Origin of the sequence: Agrobacterium sp. NPDC089420, from assembly GCF_044900305.1 — a bacterium.
Classification (GTDB): Bacteria; Pseudomonadota; Alphaproteobacteria; order Rhizobiales; family Rhizobiaceae; genus Agrobacterium.
Map to the genome: position 1 here is coordinate 1 of NZ_JBJDMY010000037.1, position 18,669 is coordinate 18,669.

The 18,669-nt window shown below is 53.8% G+C and carries 13 protein-coding genes, 2 pseudogenes and 1 other annotated feature; of the genes and pseudogenes, 12 read left to right on the top strand and 3 right to left on the bottom strand.

Annotation, left to right across the window (positions count from 1 at the left end; translation table 11 throughout):
* Positions 1-204: 204 nt before the first annotated feature.
* The 3 genes from ACI2KA_RS26090 (at position 205) to ACI2KA_RS26100 (ending at position 4,077) form a co-directional block, all read left to right on the top strand.
* Complete coding sequence (locus ACI2KA_RS26090; protein ID WP_404505350.1) at positions 205-1,539, top strand: DUF3100 domain-containing protein; 1,335 nt, start codon at positions 205-207, stop codon at positions 1,537-1,539.
* A 7-nt stretch (positions 1,540-1,546) separates the two neighbouring features.
* Entirely contained in the window at positions 1,547-2,677 is a 1,131-nt protein-coding gene (locus ACI2KA_RS26095) for a M20 family metallopeptidase (protein WP_404505351.1), read from the top strand.
* A gap of 488 nt (positions 2,678-3,165) precedes the next feature.
* On the top strand, positions 3,166-4,077 hold the full coding sequence (locus ACI2KA_RS26100) for a LysR family transcriptional regulator (protein WP_404505352.1): 912 nt from the start codon (positions 3,166-3,168) through the stop codon (positions 4,075-4,077).
* Between the two features lie 76 nt (positions 4,078-4,153).
* Here ACI2KA_RS26100 and ACI2KA_RS26105 read toward each other — a convergent pair whose 3' ends face one another.
* Positions 4,154-4,813: a hypothetical protein gene (locus tag ACI2KA_RS26105; protein ID WP_404505353.1), complete on the bottom strand. Its 660-nt coding sequence runs from the start codon at positions 4,811-4,813 to the stop codon at positions 4,154-4,156.
* Between the two features lie 1,748 nt (positions 4,814-6,561).
* Here ACI2KA_RS26105 and aspS point away from each other — a divergent pair.
* From aspS to ACI2KA_RS26140, 7 genes are all read left to right on the top strand, one after another.
* Positions 6,562-7,959, top strand: a complete 1,398-nt coding sequence (aspS, locus tag ACI2KA_RS26110; RefSeq protein ID WP_404505354.1) for an aspartate--tRNA(Asn) ligase — start codon at positions 6,562-6,564, stop codon at positions 7,957-7,959.
* A gap of 141 nt (positions 7,960-8,100) precedes the next feature.
* Positions 8,101-9,227, top strand: a protein-coding gene (locus tag ACI2KA_RS26115) for an IS3 family transposase (RefSeq protein ID WP_404505355.1) whose coding sequence is annotated in 2 segments (ribosomal slippage) — positions 8,101-8,329 and positions 8,329-9,227 — 1,128 coding nt in all. Because the reading frame shifts where the segments join, the coding sequence is not laid out codon by codon here.
* Between the two features lie 308 nt (positions 9,228-9,535).
* The gene (locus ACI2KA_RS26120; RefSeq protein ID WP_404505356.1) at positions 9,536-10,798 is read left to right on the top strand and encodes an ABC transporter substrate-binding protein; all 1,263 of its coding nucleotides are present in this window, start codon (positions 9,536-9,538) and stop codon (positions 10,796-10,798) included.
* A 55-nt stretch (positions 10,799-10,853) separates the two neighbouring features.
* A complete protein-coding gene (locus tag ACI2KA_RS26125) occupies positions 10,854-11,735 on the top strand; it encodes a carbohydrate ABC transporter permease (RefSeq protein ID WP_404505357.1) in 882 nt (293 codons plus the stop codon).
* A gap of 3 nt (positions 11,736-11,738) precedes the next feature.
* The gene (locus tag ACI2KA_RS26130; RefSeq protein ID WP_404505358.1) at positions 11,739-12,590 is read left to right on the top strand and encodes a carbohydrate ABC transporter permease; all 852 of its coding nucleotides are present in this window, start codon (positions 11,739-11,741) and stop codon (positions 12,588-12,590) included.
* Positions 12,591-12,639: 49 nt separating this feature from the next.
* Positions 12,640-13,776, top strand: a complete 1,137-nt coding sequence (locus ACI2KA_RS26135; RefSeq protein ID WP_404505359.1) for an ABC transporter ATP-binding protein — start codon at positions 12,640-12,642, stop codon at positions 13,774-13,776.
* Between the two features lie 22 nt (positions 13,777-13,798).
* Positions 13,799-15,937, top strand: coding sequence for a beta-galactosidase (locus ACI2KA_RS26140; RefSeq protein WP_404505360.1), 2,139 nt, complete (start codon positions 13,799-13,801; stop codon positions 15,935-15,937).
* Positions 15,938-16,012: 75 nt separating this feature from the next.
* Here ACI2KA_RS26140 and ACI2KA_RS26145 read toward each other — a convergent pair whose 3' ends face one another.
* Positions 16,013-17,191 (bottom strand): ROK family protein, encoded by a 1,179-nt coding sequence (locus tag ACI2KA_RS26145; RefSeq protein ID WP_404505361.1) that lies wholly within the window; start codon positions 17,189-17,191, stop codon positions 16,013-16,015.
* A 314-nt stretch (positions 17,192-17,505) separates the two neighbouring features.
* Here ACI2KA_RS26145 and ACI2KA_RS26150 point away from each other — a divergent pair, with 314 nt between their 5' ends.
* Both ACI2KA_RS26150 and ACI2KA_RS26155 read left to right on the top strand, forming a co-directional pair.
* Positions 17,506-17,739 (top strand): hypothetical protein, encoded by a 234-nt coding sequence (locus tag ACI2KA_RS26150; RefSeq protein ID WP_404505362.1) that lies wholly within the window; start codon positions 17,506-17,508, stop codon positions 17,737-17,739.
* Between the two features lie 15 nt (positions 17,740-17,754).
* Positions 17,755-18,278 (top strand): annotated as a pseudogene (locus ACI2KA_RS26155) (transposase); the annotation flags it as partial.
* Positions 18,036-18,152 (top strand) — a sequence feature (AL1L pseudoknot). It overlaps the preceding pseudogene by 117 nt.
* A 31-nt stretch (positions 18,279-18,309) precedes the next feature.
* Here ACI2KA_RS26155 and ACI2KA_RS26160 read toward each other — a convergent pair.
* Positions 18,310-18,576: pseudogene (locus ACI2KA_RS26160) on the bottom strand (integrase core domain-containing protein); the annotation flags it as partial.
* Between the last annotated feature and the right edge of the window lie 93 nt (positions 18,577-18,669).

Consider the following 18,669-nt stretch of genomic DNA (forward strand, 5'->3'; position numbering starts at 1 on the left):
GCTCCGCACCGCAACCCGCCGCTACCGCCCTAAATACAGCAACCCAAAACCGCTGGAGCAAACTCAAAACTGGATAAAACTTGGGGGCAAGATCAAACTTGCAGAACACCCTATTCATTTTCTGAATACCAAGATTTCAATTTAATAGACTTCCAGCCCATGACTCGCAGGAGCATAAAAATCAGATAAAAAAGGGGAATAGATATGACATCAATTCAAGAACAAGCACGTCCCAGTCCGGTTTTTCTAGGATGGCGCGCTCACGTTTGCGTGGCGGTTATCGCATTGATCGCCCAGTCAATCGGAACAACCACTCTTCAGGCATTTGGCTTGAAAATGAGCATTCTTCCGATGGTATGGGCGTTGTGCCTAGCACTCATGCTAACCTTAATTGCGTCCCGCGGCGTCGCCGAATTCGCGCTCGACCGGCCTGCAAAGGCGCTTTCTCCTGCGTTTGGCCAAATCGTGCTTCTGGGCTTCATAACGAAACTGGGGTTGATGATCGGACCGCAGCTTCCCGCGATCAAGTCTATGGGTTGGGCGCTTGCTTTCCAGGAGTTCGGCCACTTCTTCGGAACGATTGTATTTGCACTTCCCCTAGCGCTATTTCTCGGCATCAAGCGCGAAGCTATCGGAGCTACCTTCTCCGTGGGCCGGGAGCCAAATATCGCCATCATTGCTGACCGTTACGGTCTGGACTCGCCCGAGGGACGTGGAATCATTGGTGAGTATCTTACCGGTTCTACAATTGGTGCACCGTTCATGGCGCTCTTTGCTTCTATAATTGTCTCTCTCGGTTTTTTCGATCCGATCGCGTTAGCGATGGGAGCCGGTGTCGGTTCCGCGAGCATGCTGGCAGCAATCACCGCATCCATCAATTCCGGTTTGGACAAGGCGACAGCAGACAAGGTCATGGCGGTTGCCGCAGCTGCAAATCTCATTACGACAGTACTGGGTACCTATTTCACGCTCTTTATTTCTCTGCCAGTAGCCATTTGGTTGTACGGCAAACTTGAGCCGATTATCGGTCGAAATATTGAAGGCGTAAGCAATCCTGTCGCGTCTGGCGATGCCCCGGTATTCACCTTCAATCATAACCCTTTCATCTCTTTCAGCGGAAAAGTTGTGGCACTGATTATTTCAGGCGCGATGATTCTTCTGATCGGAAACTGGCTCGGCTATGGAGTTCAACCGGAAGTCGCGATAGCTGGCTTCTTGGTAATCGCCGGGATCACATTGATTGCTGACCGTGCTGTGGCAGTTCTACCATTCAAGTTGCCGGCGATATGTATCGCCTCCCTTATCGGAATGGTCGCAACAGCCCCCTTCCATCCGTACAGCGCACAAATAGCCGCCTGGACTGCCCAAATACACCCTCTAGCGTTTGCTACGCCTGCACTCGCCTATGTTGGATTGGCTGTGGCGGATGAACTTGGCGCCCTCAAAAGGCTGAGCTGGCGGATTGTCGTAGTCTCGCTGACTGCTGCCGTTGGCTCCTTCCTTGGTGCCACGCTTATCGCCCACCTGTTTGAACATTGAGTATGCCATGCCCAAAAACAGCCTTGAACTCGCCCAGCGACTGATCGAATTTCCCTCTGATATTGTTCATGAAACCGAAGAAAGATGCGCAGCATTCCTCTCTGCATATCTACGAGATGCAGGGTTGACGGTCGATGAATATGAATTCGCACCGGGACGTACCAGTTTTGTTGCGGTTGCCCGGGGCTCTCGCCGATCGCGGCTTCCACTCGGATTTACGGGCCATCTCGATGTGGTTCCAATCGGCACAACCCCCTGGACGACCGATCCGTTTGGTGCGGAGGTACGAGATGGAAAGCTCTACGGTAGGGGCTCCTGCGATATGAAATCCGGCGTGGCTGCCTTCTCCTTCGCAGTAGCTGATCTGTGCCAAAAAGGAGAGCTTCTCGAAGATGTCGTCCTGATCGTCACCGCGGGAGAAGAGACAGGGCTCTTTGGTGCCTACGATCTTGCAAAGCGAGGCGCTCTTCCCCATCTTGGCGGGCTTGTCGTCGCTGAACCTACCGGCAATGAAATTTTGATCGGTCACAAAGGATGTTTGCGGGTTGCCGTGACTGTAAAAGGAACGGCTGCCCATACTTCAATGCCTCATCTCGGTGTGAATGCGATCGAGAAGGCTATGGAAGCGATTACTCGCGTTCTAGACCTGCGGAAGTCACCTCACAGAAGTGAACTGCTGGGAGAATCCACCATTACGGTGAGCATGATCAATGCCGGCACAATGATCAACATCGTTCCGGATCGGGCAGAATTCAGTTTGTGCGCTCGTACTGTGCCTGCGGAGACAAACGCGCAATTACTCGACAGAATACGCGAATGTCTAGATGAACAGGCAGAACTGGAGGTAATCGTTGACATGGCGAGTATAGAAACTGCCGCTCACGATTCATTCGTCACTATGGCGTCTCGCATTCTCTTTGAAACCTTCGGGCGTGAGATTGTGTTGACGGGCGCACCTTACGGGACCGATGCGGCTGCACTGGCGCCTGGTGCGGGTTCCCCTCCGACAATTATTCTTGGACCCGGTGCGCCCGCCCAAGCCCACCAAACGGACGAGTACTGTGAAGTGCAACAAATCCATGATGCCGAAGCTGTGTATCGAAAACTCGTAAATCAATACGCGCGCCTCGAAACCTGATACAGTTTAATGACATGAATGGGAAAAGAGGTCTCGACGTTCCGCCGTTATCTCAGGCATCAGGAAAATAGGGACGCCACTCTCGGAGTGACCAAAGGAACGGCATGGTTCTGCCTGGGCTTACCGCCTTTGCACACTAAGACTTGAGGACTGATCCGGGGTGATATCATTGAGCAGACTCACGCTTGCCTGGAAGCGCCTGAACATAGCTTGAAGGCGGCAGATTCAGGCCTTGCTAGACTTCTTATGGCTCCGCATTATGCAGTAAATTCGGGATACCAGAATGCTATCAACGACGTGTATGGTCAGCTTTTATAAACAGCCCCCTCTCGGACATTCGTGCTTATTGCCTTCTGGCCGGTGCCTTTCGACATAGAGATAGAATGTGTCGCCTTGGCATAACTATTGAGTTAGAGAAATATACTGAAAAGATTCCGATGAGTTCTCAAGCAGTTTCAACGGAGCACGCTAACGCTATAAAGGGGCACATGATCAAACAATCGTATCTGGACGCCTTCTATTTCGCAATGACGACGGGTTCGGTCTCTGCGGCTGCGCGGGCGCTTCGCGTATCACAGCCAACTGTCTCGCGATTGATCAGAGAGATGGAAGACGAGATCGGGTTGGAGTTGTTCAATAGAAGGCAGGGGCGTATCTTTCCGAACGCAAGAGCTACTGAGCTGCTGGAGATCGTAAAGCAGAAATACGCTGCACTGCAAAGCGTAGATGAAGCAGTGGCAAAATTATCTCGCAATCTTGAGCGCCCGCTAAGCATAGCCACCATTCCAGTGTTGTCCGCAACGGTATTACCCCAAGCATTGGCATGTCCAACGGCCCCCGCGAGAGAATACCACGTTCTTACTATCGAAAACCACGAGGTCTCCAAGTTCCTAGCAGAAAAGCCAGATTTTTTATGTGTCACATCGGACGTCGTTCGCGACCCGCTGCTGGAAACGCACATACTTTTAGAAGCTGAACTCGTCGTGGCGCTATCACGAAAACATCCGCTTGCGTCTCGGCCGTCTATCTCACTTTTTGACCTGCACGATGTTCCTCTCGCCAAAGGAGAGGGACCTGAGGGGGTATTCAATCAGATCGACGTGGCGCTTAAAAGGTGCGGCGCGAAACCGAACGTCAGGTATCGAAGTACAAGATCAGACTTCTTGTATCGTATCGTGGAGCAAACCGATTGTTGTGCGATTGTTGAACCATTCGGATATTTCAGCGCCAATCGAGATGCCGTAACCATACGCTCGATCAACGTAAAGTTGCCTATTGTATATCGTTGCTTTTCTGTCCCGAGATCAGACGACGCAGCAGATTTCAAGTCAATTCGCAACACCCTCCGCAAAACGTTTCAGACGATGTTTGCCGAGATAAAGCGCGCGTGTGCAACGTAAAAAATCCAATTTTAGAGGCAGAGCGGCGGCGCTAAGACGCCTTTAGAAGGGGCGAAACCAGACCTTATAGGCCAACTCAACTCTTTTCCGTCTGAATGTTGTATCCTATCTTTAACTTCCCGCTCTTTTGCTTGATACCTCTGACCTCCAACGAACCTATCGCGCCTGTTGAGCGGACATGCGTCCCCCCGCACGGTATCGGTCGATACAAAGATATCCGGCAGGCTCTGGCGGCATACGGATCTCCTTCAATCGCAACCGGCAAGTCATCGGAAATCGCCTGGTTCACCAACGCCGCTATTTCATCTCCATTTATGCTGAGATATTGACCACCCTCGATCTCGAATTCCACTCGACATTCCCCGGGCCAGTGATGCCCAGAGACCGCGCGAGTACCAGGACAATTCTCTTCGACTATTGCCGCCAAAAGATGTCCAGCAGTGTGAAGTCTGCTGTTCATAGAACGAAATTCAGCATCTACCGCAAATGAAAGGTCTTGCCCAATATCTACACCCTCGAGTGAGGTAACGAAATGATCGACCTCTCCTTTTTCAGCGTTCTTGACCTCAAGAATTTCAATTCCGCCAATGCGGCCGCGATCCGCAAGCTGCCCGCCACCCTGGACATGGAACCACGTCTCCGCAACTCGGATGATAGGGCGAGGTCCCATAATGATATCCGTAATTTTCATCATCCCGGTAAGTCGGGGATCTGACAGGTATGCTTTTTTTGTCATGTCAGTAGATTCGAGCTCTCTGTTTAAGCCAGTACGCTGCATTCGATTTCAACATTGAATACCATTCGTCACGACGCAATGGGACCGAATGTTGGAGATGGAGTATTCGTGGCAAAGATTTCACCATAGACACGATCGATCATGCCACAAAACCGGAATTGGATGCGTATAACCTCAGTATGACGACCTTTTCAAGACTCGACCGTAGCTTTTCAGAGAGTGCTGAGGAGCATGGGTACAAGTCCCAGTTTGAACCGCGATATCGCTTCGGCTAGTTAGCTATCTCGAGGTTGAGAAAAGACGTGCCGACAGTAAAAGATTGTCCCGTTAACGCAGCTCGCTCCCGGAACGATCTCGGCGCGCAGTTTCATCGAAACAGGAGCGGCTTTTCACAGAAGTTCGGCGTTGCTTTCCCCGGGACCTTGCTTACGCAGATGCTGAAGGCGGGAAGGTCTGGGACGATGTTACTGCCTGAACTGGATTGCACTCACATTATTGGAATTGCCGAGTAAGTCGCTCATCTTCGACTGCCCCCCAGATCGATTACTTTGTCAATCGCAACGATTGCTTTTTCAAGAACGTTTTCACCCAGCGAGGCATCCCGCCGAAAAAACGTTATGGGACGCCATGCCGGAGAAAGTAGCGGCGGATCTTGAATTGCTGTTACCCAATTTTGAATAAATTCAGTTATGGATATGACGAGCACCTTGCCCGTAGCAGCAAGGCGACAGATCAAATAGCTCCCAGCTCAGTCCTAAATGTTGTTAAAGGGTTCGCCCAGCTTTTCATTCCGTGTGTTGGGCGCCCATGCCCGTTCGACTTGTGATTTCTTCAACCTTGAAAAAAAAGGAAAGCGCGTTTTCTCATACTGAAACCGAAGAAGCTTCCCGTTGGTCGTCATAAGTTCGTTTTGCCAAGAAACCTCCCACCTAGCAACCGGGGAAGGTAGTACACCCTCGTGAAAAGCCGCCCACCAAAGCAGAAGTGAAACACAATAATACCCAAGGGCGAAAGGGAGGAGAAACGACAAGGAAGCAAACCCCAATACCATCAAGCTCAGCAAGAACGTTGTCAAAACCGGTCCAAACAGAACCCAGAGCGCTGCCGGCGACAACCACCTCATTCTCATTTCCTTTTTTAACTCGCTCCCACTCACAGAGATGATGAAGATTAAAGGCAAAAGCTCACCGTATTCTCTAGGTCTCCGCCCGGCCTTATGCTGCCACCATCTCGAAACGAATAACATGAACCTTTCAAATTTAACAATGTCCACCTCCAAACTGAAACGTTTGGAAGCAGTCACCACGTGACCTCGCACCCGGCTTTCTCCAGCCCATCACGTTGAAGGTCAAGATTCTGCTCGCTGGTCAAAACCCGCATATAACCAATCAGCATTGGCGCTCCCCCGATTCACATTAACTTAGACGGAAGGAGTTTATCGGCGATAGGTTTCTGCACGGGTATTTATGAAATTCGGCGGCTTTTCCAACGACTTTGCGATTGGCTCCACATCAACATATCAAACCGGGGTTTGTTGGAGAGGCCGGGACGACAGGAACCGACCCCCATTTCGGTCATTCGAGGCCCCGAGGATGCGCTCGAAAGCAGACCTCAACAGCGTTGACTGTTTACACTGCTCCATCCTTGTGTATAAACTTCAGTCATGAGCATGCAACGTAACATTGCCGTCAATAATAATGACCCCTTTCGGGGTCGTGGATGGCGTGCGCGCGTTATAGCGTAGCTTGTTGATCACCACAGCCCTGCCGGTTTCGGAAGGGCTGAAGGTGTTGGCTTCTCCGATCCTGCTTTCATCCCCGGAGAAAGTCATGTCCCCTTTTTCATCCTTAAGCCGATCTTTTATTGCCGAGCTGTCCCAGTGCATCGGGCATCGCGTAAAGCTGCAGGGGTTTGTCGAAGCCATTCGCAATCAGAAGCGTATGCGCTTCATCGTCCTGCGTGACCCGACCGGCAAGGTTCAACTCACTCAAAGCAAAGACAATACAGCCCTCACCGGCGCTCTCGACGCACTGACGCCTGAAAGCGCGGTGATCGTCATCGGCACTGTCGTGGCTGCTCCTTCCGTCAAGCTAGGCGGTCTCGAAATCTTGATCGAAAGCGTCGAGATCTGCGGATTGGCCGATCCCCAACTACCCATCGCGTATGATTCCGGCCCGGACAAATGGATGGACCACCGCCAGGTCAGCCTGCGCTATCCTGGACAACAATTGGTCTTTGCCGTGCAGACGACGCTGGAAGCGGCAATGCGGGCCTTTTGGCAGCAGAACGGCTTTTGCGAAATTCATTCGCCCAAACTTATGGGAACAGCCAGCGAATCCGGCGCTGAAGTGTTTGCTGTCAAATATTTTGACACCAAAGCTTTCCTGGCTCAGTCGCCACAATTTTACAAGCAGATGGCAATCGCCGGTGGCATGGAAAGGGTGTTCGAGATCGGCCCGGTGTTTCGCGCTGAGCCGTCGTTCACCTCGCGGCACGAAACCGAGTTCACCTCCATCGACATGGAGATGGGCTGGATCGAAGACCATCACGAATTGATGGCGTTTGAAGAACGCTGGCTTGCCCATGCCATAGGCACCGTGGTCGAGGTTCATGGCCCCCAGATCGAGGCACTTTACGGCGTCAGCATCACTCCGCCGTCGTTACCGTTTCCCAAGGCTACCTTTTCCGAAGCACTCGCCATTCTTGCTCGGCTCGGCCATGTCCCAGCCCGCCACGATGATCTCGATGCCGAAGGCGAGCGCCTGCTATGCGAACACATAGCTGCCGAAACAGACCATGAGTTCGTCTTCATTACTGACTATCCCGCCAGTGGTCGCGCCTTCTACCATATGCGCCACGAGGATCGTCCCGACCTTACCAAAGGTTTCGACCTGCTCTGGCGCGGGCTGGAGATCACGACTGGGGCGCAACGCGAGCACCGCCATAATCGTCTGGTGGCTCAGGCGCAGGAAAGCGGAATGCGGCTCGACAGCCTGTCCGACTACCTCGATTTCTTCTGCTTCGGCTGCCCCCCGCATGGTGGCATGGGCGTAGGACTTGGCCGCATCCTGATGCTCCTGCTCAACGCTGCGAGTATCAGGGAGGTTACGCTGTTGAGCCGCACACCCAAGCGACTGCGCCCTTAACAGAGTAAATGCAGTGGTCGGCGTGCCTCGATCAGCACGCCGACTTTGGTTTTCGAATGGCCGTCAGCTGAAACCGGACGTCTGAATAGCCCCGAGATTTGTAGACGCCTTCTTTCCTAATTTTGAGGCAAGAAGAGCATCATGAGCAAATCGAATTTCAGCGAAGAGTTTAAGCGTGACGCAGTGCGTCAGATCACGGAGCGAGGCTATCCGGTTGCGGAGGTTTCGCAGCGGCTGGGGGTGAGCCAGCATTCTTTGTACGAGTGGAAAAAGAAGTTTGCGGCCTCGAACGCCAAGGGCAACGACGAAGCCGAAGAGATCAGACGGCTGAAGAGGGAATTGGCTCGCGTTATCGAGGAGCGAGACATCCTAAAAAAAGCGGCCGCGTATTTCGCCAGGGATGCAAAGTGAAATACGCATTCATTGCCCTGCATCGCTTGCAGTTCTCTGTGCGGACGATGTGCCGCCTTTTGCGGGTTCATCCGAGTGGATTTTACACATGGCTGAATAACCCGCTGAGCAGACGAGCCAGCGAGGACAAGCGACAGACCGATCTGCTCCTGAAGGCGTGGGAAGAGAGCGGCAAGGTTTACGGTTATCGCAAGCTGCACGACGACCTTCTCGATCAGGGAGAGGTCTGCTGCCCGAACCGGGTTGCGCGTCTGACCCGGCTCGCTGGGATAAAGGCGCAGATTGGCTACAAACGCCGCCCCGGCATCTACGGCGGCAAGCCTTCCGTCGTCGTCGATAACTCGCTCGACCGGCAGTTTGATGTAGCGGCTCCGGACACGGCGTGGGTCACGGACATCACCTATATCCGGACCTGCGAGGGCTTTGCGTATCTGGCCGTCGTCATCGATCTCTATTCCCGCCGGGTGATCGGCTGGGCAATGCAGAACCGCCAAACCACCGACGTCGTGTTGCAGGCTCTGCTCATTGCTGTGTGGAGGCGCAAGCCGAAGAACAAGGTGCTGATTCATTCGGATCAGGGTTCGCAGTTCACCAGCATGGACTGGGCCTCGTTCCTCAAGAACCACAATCTGGTTCACTCGATGAGCCGACGCGGCAACTGCCATGACAACGCAGTGGCCGAGAGCTTCTTCAACCTTCTGAAGCGAGAGCGGATATGCCGCAAGGTTTACCGTTCACGCGATGAAGCTCGCCAGGACGTGTTCGATTACATCGAGATGTTCTACAACCCGAAACGCAAACACGTCAGAAACGGAATGCTGTCTCCGGTCGAGTTCGAGAAGCAGAAGAAAATTTAACCCGAGGGGTGTCTACCAAACTCGGGGCTATTCAGTCTGTATAGCTCGCATGCGCCATGAAAGCCGCCATTCCGCTTTCCATCACCCCAATGCGGTCTGCCGTCTCGGCGGCCCCGCCTGTCTTACCGCGGGCGGCTTGTGTAGGTTTTCTGCTCCGCTGCTACTCAACCCCATAATGGCCGGGCTCGCGGCCTGCGTACGAGAACTTGGTGCTACAATTATTTTATTTAATAAATTAACTCTTGACCAATAGTCACCATTGTGATTGTTGTGGCCCGTCGGATGGGAACTGACGGAGGAGATCAGCTATGATATTTTTGAACGGCCGGACGCACATGTCACGGCGCAATTTTCTTGCAACAACGGGTTCAATCTTGGCTGCGACGGCGCTCACTACGCCAGCTATCGCACAGACCAGACAATTGACGATCATATCCAATCGCGGAAATGCCGATCAGCGCAAGGCACTAGAGACCATTGCGTCAGCCTTCGGCAAAGAGGCAGGCGTGACAGTGTCCGTGAACAACATGGACCATGAGGCGCACAAGACCGCTATCCGCAACTACCTTGTCACCAGCCCACCTGACATCTGCTTCTGGTTTTCCGGCAGTCGCATGCGATCCTTCGTTGATCGCGGCCTTTTCGACGATATCTCCGATCTCGTCGTCCGAGAGAATTATGCCGATGTGATCGCCCACACTCTTGGCTCGGTGACCGTTGGCGGAAAGCAATACGGTCTGCCCACCGGCGGCATTTTGTGGGGGCTTTTCTACCGGCAGGACACATTCGATCAACATGGCCTCACGCCGCCCAAGACATTCGACGATTTCTTCACGCTCGCGCAGAAATCAAGGGCTGGAGGGATCGTCCCGATGAGTATCGGTACAAAAGACCAGTGGCCCTGCGGCGGATGGTTCGACCACATGAATCTGCGCATAAACGGCTTGCAGCATCATATGGATTTGATGGCCGGCAAGATCAAATACACGGACGGCTCCCTGAAGGATGTTTTTGATCGCTGGGAAGCGTTGATCAAGGCCGATTTCTTCACTCCCAACAGTACATCCTTCGCATGGGATCCAGCGGCCGCGGCGCTGGTCCAGAAAAAGGCTGCCATGATGGATCTCGGCAACTTCATCAAATACGCGTTCCCGGCAGAAGACCTGTCGCAAGTCCGCTTCCTGCCGTTTCCCGAAATCAAATCCGGACTGGAGCAGTACGAGGATTTCTCGGTTGATTCCATTCATATTCCGTCCGGTGCCAAAAACAAGGACGTCGGGCGTGAGTTTCTGGCCTATTTCTACAAGCCTGAAAACCTTTCTACTTATCTTGCTCCCGAGGGAAATGTTCCAGCGCGCAGCGATTGCCCGATCGGCAACGATCCAATCCTGAAGATGGCAGTCGATGCCATGAAAACGGTTAAAGGCACCGCGCAATATTATGACCGTGACAGCGATCCCGATCTGGCGCAGGCCGGCTTGAAGGGCTTTCAGGAATTTATGGTCAGACCGGAACGTCGCGACAATATCCTCGCCCAGATAGAGCGAGCGCGCGCGCGCATTCACGGCTGATCAGAACATTTACTGACGGGCGCGATGCGCCTATTGAAACCTCAAGGATATTTCCATGAACATATGGTGGTGCCGGCATCGTAACTGGCTGACGCCGGCACTGCTTCTGGCGCCCGGCCTGATCCTCTTCTTCGTCATCATTATCGCATCCTCGTTCGAAACATTCTGGATATCTTTCTTCGAGTGGGACGGCATGGGTCCGAGGACGTGGGTAGGTCTTGCAAATTATGCGGAACTGATCGACGATCCACAATTCTATACATCGTTGAAAAACAACGTGATATGGCTTGCCATGTTCCTCTTGGCGCCACCTGCTGGCCTAGCTATCGCATTGCTTGTAAACCAGAAAATCGCCGGCATGCGTTTCTTCAAGTCAATGTTTTTCATGCCGCTCGTTCTCGCAGCGGTCACCGTTGGCGTAATCTTCAACTGGTTTTATGATCCGACCTTCGGGCTGTTGGCCATCCTTTATCAGGCCTTGGGGTTGCAACCCCCTGCCCTGCTTTCGGATGAAAATCTGGTTACGTTTGCCGTCATAGGCGCAGCGCTTTGGCCACAGATCGCTTTTTGTATGGTCTTGTTTCTTGCGGGCCTTAACAATCTCGATGAAGAACTGATCGGGGCCGGTCGGGTGGACGGTGCGCGAGGCTGGAACATGCTGAGACATGTCGTTCTGCCTCAGCTCACGCAAGTTGCATTCATCGCCGTCGCTATTACGCTTGTTGGCGCGCTGAGATCCTTCGATATCATTTCCGTTATGACCGCCGGTGGCCCTTTTGGCTCATCGACCGTACTAGCCTACCAAATGTACGAACAATCGATCTTCTCCTATCGCTTCGGTTATGGCGCCGCCATAGCCACGGTTCTTTTCCTCATCATGGCGGTGTTTATCGCCTGGTATCTGCGCGGCCTCATCAAGGCCGAGAAAGGGGCGTAACCCATGTACCCCCGTCCTATCCCTGAGACGAGACCGCTAGCACGCCTTGCCTATATGGCAATGGTTTTCCTTATCCTGCTGCTGTGGCTCCTACCTCTCTTTGCGATCATCATGACATCCTTTCGCTCTTTCGATGACGTCATGGCGGGCAACTATTGGGGTTGGCCAACCCAGTTCAATCTCGTGGAGAACTATGTTGCAGTCTTCCAACAAACGAAGATGACGCAATATTTCATCAACAGCCTCATCATCACGGTTCCGTCCGTTGTCGCAATCCTGGTGCTTTCGACCATGACCGGTTTCGTTTTATCGCGTTACCGCTTCCCAGGCTCGATGGCGATATTTGTTCTGTTTGTGGGAGGAAACTTCTTACCTCAACAGATCATGATGCTCCCGATCCGGGACCTGATGGTCTCAACGGGCTTATACGACACATTTTTTGCCCTGATTGCTTTTCACGTCGCGTTTCAAACAGGATTTGCAACGCTGTTCATGCGCAACTTCATCGCAGCTCTTCCAACCGAGCTGTTTCAAGCGGCCCGCGCTGAAGGCGCTTCTCCCTGGCAAGTTCTCATCCATATTGTTGTACCACTCGTCAGGCCGGCATTAGCGGCTCTTGCCATTCTGGTCTTTACGTTCGTCTGGAATGATTACTTCTGGGCCATCGTGTTGACGCAGAGTGATGCGGTGAAGCCCGTGACTGCCGGCCTCTCCAACCTTAAGGGAGAGTGGGTATCCCAGTGGAACATTGTCTCCGCCGCCACGATTTTCGTCGCAATACCACCGGTAGCGATGTTCTTCCTGATGCAGAAACATTTCGTCTCAGGCCTTACCATGGGAGCCGTCAAGGGATGATCACCCACTTTCGAACTGGCTTCAATTTCAAACTACCGGGGGCTGGCACATGAGCAGCGTCATACTCGAAAACATCGAAAAGCATTATACCGGCTTCCACGCTCTGAAGGGCATCAATCTATCCATCGACAAAGGCGAATTCATCGTCATGGTCGGACCTTCGGGTTGCGGAAAGTCCACTCTTCTTAAGACCATCGCTGGGCTGGAAACCGTAACGAGCGGGAAGCTGATGATTAGCGGCCGCGACGTAACAGGAGAGGAACCCGGCAATCGCGGCATTGCGATGGTCTTTCAATCCTATGCCCTTTATCCGCATATGACCGTTGCGGAAAACATGGGTTTCGGGTTGCGCATGGCAAAGCGGCCGAAGACGGAGATCGATACAGCAGTACGCCGTGCCGCCGAAATTCTGCGCATTACCGAACAACTCGATAAATTGCCAAAACAACTCTCCGGAGGTCAACGTCAACGTGTCGCTATCGGTCGGGCAATCACACGCTCGCCGGAAGTTTTCCTGTTTGACGAACCACTTTCCAACCTCGATGCCGCGTTACGCACTCAAATGCGCGTCGAGCTTTCGACGCTCCATGCCCGACTAGGTTCAACAATGATCTATGTCACGCACGACCAAGTCGAGGCGATGACCATGGCGACACGGATTGTCGTGTTGAACAAAGGACGTATCGAACAGGTAGGGTCTCCGCTCGAGCTCTATACCAACCCGAAAAACATCTTTGTTGCGGGCTTTCTCGGAGCGCCTCGAATGAATTTCTTCCAGGGCAAGATCACGGCGACCCTTGCCGACACTGTCACCTTGAGCGTAGACGGCCTGCCGCAATTGACGCTTGACGGGGTTATAACGGACGGACTGGAGGTAGGTGACGTAGCTACCCTCGGGATAAGGCCCGAGCGTCTCGTCCACAACCAAGTATCCAGCATCTCTTTCGATGCGCGAGTGAGACTTGTCGAGCATCTCGGTCGAGAGACGGTCCTTTATGCCGATGCAACTCCTCTGAAGACAACCGGATCGGATACGGGCACTCAAAATGTGACGGTTCAAATGGCCGGCATCGAACCCCTTCGTACCGATGAAACCGTTCGCATCGGTTTCGCCCTCGCAGACACTTATCTTTTCGGGCCCGACGGCCGCACACTTACTCCTCCCAAGCCTTTGAAGGCGAACTGACGTAATCGGAGATTTTCAAGACATGAAACGAAAACCATCAGCGCCACTTTCCGCGTGGCGGCCGATCAATCTCGACGATTTTCTTCTTGGAGTTCCGCACTATCCTGAACATGTGGACGAGGCCTATTGGCAGCGGGATGCCGAGCGCATGAAAGCGGCGGGGTTCAATGTGGCGCGGATGGGCGAATTTGCCTGGCACATATGGGAACCGTTCGAAGGGAAATTCGATTTCGACCTATTCGATCGCGCGATCGATGTTCTCGGCAAGGTCGGCATCAAAACCATTCTCTGCACCCCAACGGCCACCCCCCCTCGCTGGCTGACGATGAACTACCCCGAAGTGTTGCGTGTCGATCGCAATGGCCGGCGTGCAAGCCACGGCTCTCGCCAGCATGGCGACACGACAAGCCCCGTCCTGCGGCACCACAGTCGCCGTATCACCGAGGCGATGGCCCACCATTATAAGGACAATCCTCATGTGGTCGGTTGGCAAACGGACAATGAGCTCAACACCACCGTATCGGAGAGCTACTCGGATTCTGCAGCGCTAGCTTTCCGCAACTATTTGAGGCACCAATACCGATCAATCGGCGACCTAAATTTTGCCTGGGGCGGCAACTTTTGGGCTACGGCCTATGACAATTTCGATCAGATTGTCCTACCCTTGCCGATGGCTCCATCTTATCTGAGCCCTGGCCACGTGCAGGACTATCACCGCTTCCTTGCGTCGGCGACCGCGGCTTTCCAACACGATCAGATCGAAATCCTGCGCGCGGAAAATTCCAACTGGTTTATCTTTCACAATCTAGGGAATCTGCAAGATATCGATTTTCGCGGAAAATTCGGCCAGGATCTCGATTTTATCGGCTTTGATATCTATCCGATGCTGTACGACGAATTCCGGCGTACCAATGGGCATGCCGCAACACAGGCGCTGCAACTGGATGTCTGCCGCAGCCACAGTGGGAACTTCGTGGTGCCTGAACAGGCATCGGGGCTCGGCAGCCAGCCTTCGTTCACCACTATGAATCCCGAGCCCGGCGAAATGCGCCGCATGGCTTTGTCTTCCGTTGCACGCGGCGCCGACGGCCTGATGTTCTTTCGCTGGCGACCAGCCCATTTCGGCGCGGAAATCTACTGGATGGGCCTCGTTGATCATGATGATGTACCACGCCGACGCTTTGAAGAGGCAAAGCTGTTTGCCGCCGATATTCATAAGATTAAGGACAAGCTGCTTGGCACATCGGTGCATATCGATGTCGGCATAGCAGGGGCTGATTTCGACAATCAGGAGGCTCACCGGACTTACCCGATCGGCTTACCCTCTCCGCAAGACGATGCAACCGTCCTGCACCATCACTGCTACATAAAAGGGATCGCCTGCGGTTTTGTCCACCCAGAAGATGACCTATCGCGATTGAAGGTGTTTTATGTCCCTCATTGGGTAATGTGGCAACCCGAATGGACGCCGCGGCTGGAAGCTTTTGTGCAAGCAGGCGGCACATTGATTGTGGGTGCCATGACCGGCACGCGTGACGTCAACAATCATATCATCCGGGAGCAGGCGCCTGGGGGAGCTTTGGCGAGGCTTTGCGGCGTCAAGGTCGTGGAGTTTGGGCGATTGACTGCAAAAAACGGTAGCGGTCTGTTCCAACGGAACGGCATCGAGGCAGGGCTCTATCTTCCCCCCGAAGTACCTGCCTCCTCATCTGCGGAACGGAAATATACGCTCGACTTTAACGGCCATATCCTGGAGGCCGAGCATCTCTATGAACAGATAGAAATCACAGAGGGTGTTGAGGTCCTTGCGCGCTGGTCGAACCGATTCCTGGCCGGCGAACCTGCCATCACACGCCGTCGTGTGGGCCAAGGCCAGGTCGTTTACGTAGCAACCTATTTGACGCAGGAGTTGGTCGAACAGTTGGAGCAGCAGGTACTCGTTCAGGCTGGCGCAATACCACTTGTGCCCGTATTGCCGGAGGGCGTCGAGGTCGCCCTTCGCACATCGGAGCAAAATCGACTGCTTTTCGTGATCAACACGCTGGAAACGGAGGCAACCATTACAGGGCTACCGGGCGGAGAAGATCTTCTGACAGCTGGAGCAGTCTCCGGAACTTACAGGCTCGACCCCTATGGCTGCCTGGTTATCGCCCTCGACTGACGACCCACGGATCAGGAACCATAAACTCCCCGAAGACCAACTGGCGATGAAGATATCCATCTTCATCGCCTCTTTTTATTCCTGGAGCGCCTGTGTCGTGCCGCCTGCTTCAAAATTGAAAAGCGCCTGTGTTGCAAGCGCCGCGGCGCCCGAGCTCCAGAAGTTATCCCGCTCGTCGGGAACGATGGCAGGTGCGCGCCCCTCATAACATCGTTCGCTCAGGCTCTTGCGCATCGGGTCGAACAGCAGGTCGCCGAAAGCGACAGCTTCGGCGCCAACGACGATAATCTCGGGATCGACAATATTAACAACATCTGCCAGATGCCAGCCAATCGCCTCGCCGGCAGACTGGAGAATTTTCCGGGCCACGGCATCGCCCTGGAGCGCCGCCTCCTTCATCGCATAGCGATCAGCGCGAGAATCGAGATTTCTCTCTTTTCTCCATAGTTCAACGATCGCCGGCTCCGAATAAAATGCTTGCAGGCATCCCTTCCGCCCACACTCGCATAAAGGGCCGGTCGGATCGTGAACAATGTGGCCGAGCTTGCCTGCCCGACCGAAGGCTCCGCGCTGGACGACGCCGTTGCTGACGGTGGCGCAACCGATACCGACGCCGAGGGCAAGTGCCGTGAACACCTTGTGGTGCCGACCCAGACCGAACAGGTGCTGCGCCAGCGCGAAGGCCAGAGTATCATCCTCCATCCAGACCGGAGCATCCACACGCTGCTGTAAAAGCTTCCCTAAAGGCACGTTATCCCAGAGAAAACGGTGGCTTTGAACACAGATGCCCTGCTCAGTGTCAATTGTCGCTGGCATAGAAAAACCAATCCCTATGAGCCTGCCTTCAGTTTCCGGCACCATACGCTGAAGCATCGAAACCGCACGCTCGGCGGCGTCTAGAACGGCCTCTGGTGCCGAAGACTTGCAGTTGACCGTTAATGTGGAAAGAACGGCCGTCGAGAGGTCAGTCAATACACATTCCAGGCTTCCGACATTCATCTTGATACCAATGGCAAAATGGCTTGAATAGTTGATTTCGAGAGGGATGGGCCGCCGTCCCGTTGTTCCGCGCTGCGTTTCCCCTTCGATGAGATAGCCCTCGGCAATCAAATCAGACACCACAAATGTGACAGCCGCCGGGCTTAAGCCAGTGACGGAAGCAATATCCGCGCGACTCGCTGGCCCCTCGCGACGCAGTAAGTTGAGGATCAGACGCCGATTGAGCGCACGTGTCGTTCGCTGATCTATTTTCAAGGACGGGCCAACTCCCTAATCACCGATGATTGTCACCGACGGAACGTCGAATACACTTTTTCAGAGTTATCACATCAGGAAGGGAAATGACGCGAAATCTACATCGTTTTGTGGGAAGCGAGAGTAGGGGTCGCACGCCTTCCGTCCGATAATTACGCGATTGGGACCTATTGAATTCTGCATCACAGCTACTATCACTACTGGCATGTGCAACCGGGCCGAACACCCGTTTTCCTGAGCCAGATATTGACAGAGTGCTGTAAATAACAACACCTGCTGCCTCTACAGACAACCGACTTTTCTACCGGAGCCCCATGAAGCCTGAAAAGAAAACCTTCGTTGTCGAGGTCAAAAAACGGCGCCGTCTGCCTCGCAAAGAGCACTCCATCTGGAACCGAATTGACATGAAAGCTGCAAATGGCCAGATTCGCGCTGAGTGGGTCCTCGGTACAAAGGACTCGGTATCGCATGAATCTGTAACAGATAATAACCTCATAGCGGATATCAGTATGAACCGCACCGGCTTTGCGGGAGGCTCCAACTTCTGAGAGAGTGGAGCCGATATGAGCAAGACAACGAACAAGTTTTCACCTGAAGTCCGCCAACGCGCAATCCGTATGGTGCTGGATCACGAGGCAGAGCACCCGTCGCGGTGGGCAGCCGTTTCATCTATTGCGGGCAAGATCGGTTGCTCGCCAGCCACTCTGCATGAATGGGTGAAGAAGGCCGAGGTCGACAGCGGCAAACGAGCAGGCTTGCCGAGCGACGCAGCCGAGAAGATGAAGGCTCTTGAGCGGGAGAACCGCGAGCTTCGTCAGGCCAACGAGATTTTGCGCAAGGCGTCTGCTTATTTTGCGATGGCGGAGCTCGACCGCCCCTTCAAACGATGATCTCGTTCATCGACGAACACCGTAGCGTCTTCGGGGTCGAGCCGATCTGCAGGCTTTTGCCGATTGCCCCATCAACCTATTACGAGAACGTCGCAAAGCGCTTGGATGTGGATCGCCTGTCGATGCGCGCCCGCAGCGATATCGGCCTGAGGATCGAGATACGCCGGGTGTTCAATGAGAACTTCCAGGTCTATGGTGGAGTGCTCCCCGTTTCAGCGGACAGATCGGCTAGTTTGATTTAGCCCTGATGAACTGCCGAGGGGAAGCCATCTTGAGGGCGGAATGGGGATGGATTTCGTTGTAGTCCTCGATCCATCCGTCGATAAGTCGGAGCGCCGTTGCGGCGTCCGGTAGGGCCGAGATGCGGATGTAATCCCGTTTCAGAGTTTTCACGAATGCCTCGGACATGCCGTTCGACTGGGGGCTTGCGACAGGGGTGAAGCAGGGTGTCAGATTGAGCGCCTGGGCAAACAGCCTGGTCTCCCTTGCCGTATAATACGCCGCCTCGCTGATCAAAACTCATTCGCCCATTCTCTTCGTCCGATGGACATGATGCGCCAAGGCTGGCTTTCGAGCTTTCGCCATGCA

Excerpts from the sequence above, each read along its gene's own strand:
- ACI2KA_RS26090 (WP_404505350.1), top strand. The coding sequence starts at position 205 with ATGACATCAATTCAAGAACAAGCACGTCCCAGTCCGGTTTTTCTAGGA.
- ACI2KA_RS26095 (WP_404505351.1), top strand. The coding sequence starts at position 1,547 with ATGCCCAAAAACAGCCTTGAACTCGCCCAGCGACTGATCGAATTTCCC.
- ACI2KA_RS26100 (WP_404505352.1), top strand. The coding sequence starts at position 3,166 with ATGATCAAACAATCGTATCTGGACGCCTTCTATTTCGCAATGACGACG.
- ACI2KA_RS26105 (WP_404505353.1), bottom strand. The coding sequence starts at position 4,813 with ATGACAAAAAAAGCATACCTGTCAGATCCCCGACTTACCGGGATGATG.
- ACI2KA_RS26120 (WP_404505356.1), top strand. The coding sequence starts at position 9,536 with ATGATATTTTTGAACGGCCGGACGCACATGTCACGGCGCAATTTTCTT.
- ACI2KA_RS26125 (WP_404505357.1), top strand. The coding sequence starts at position 10,854 with ATGAACATATGGTGGTGCCGGCATCGTAACTGGCTGACGCCGGCACTG.
- ACI2KA_RS26130 (WP_404505358.1), top strand. The coding sequence starts at position 11,739 with ATGTACCCCCGTCCTATCCCTGAGACGAGACCGCTAGCACGCCTTGCC.
- ACI2KA_RS26135 (WP_404505359.1), top strand. The coding sequence starts at position 12,640 with ATGAGCAGCGTCATACTCGAAAACATCGAAAAGCATTATACCGGCTTC.
- ACI2KA_RS26140 (WP_404505360.1), top strand. The coding sequence starts at position 13,799 with ATGAAACGAAAACCATCAGCGCCACTTTCCGCGTGGCGGCCGATCAAT.
- ACI2KA_RS26150 (WP_404505362.1), top strand. The coding sequence starts at position 17,506 with ATGAAGCCTGAAAAGAAAACCTTCGTTGTCGAGGTCAAAAAACGGCGC.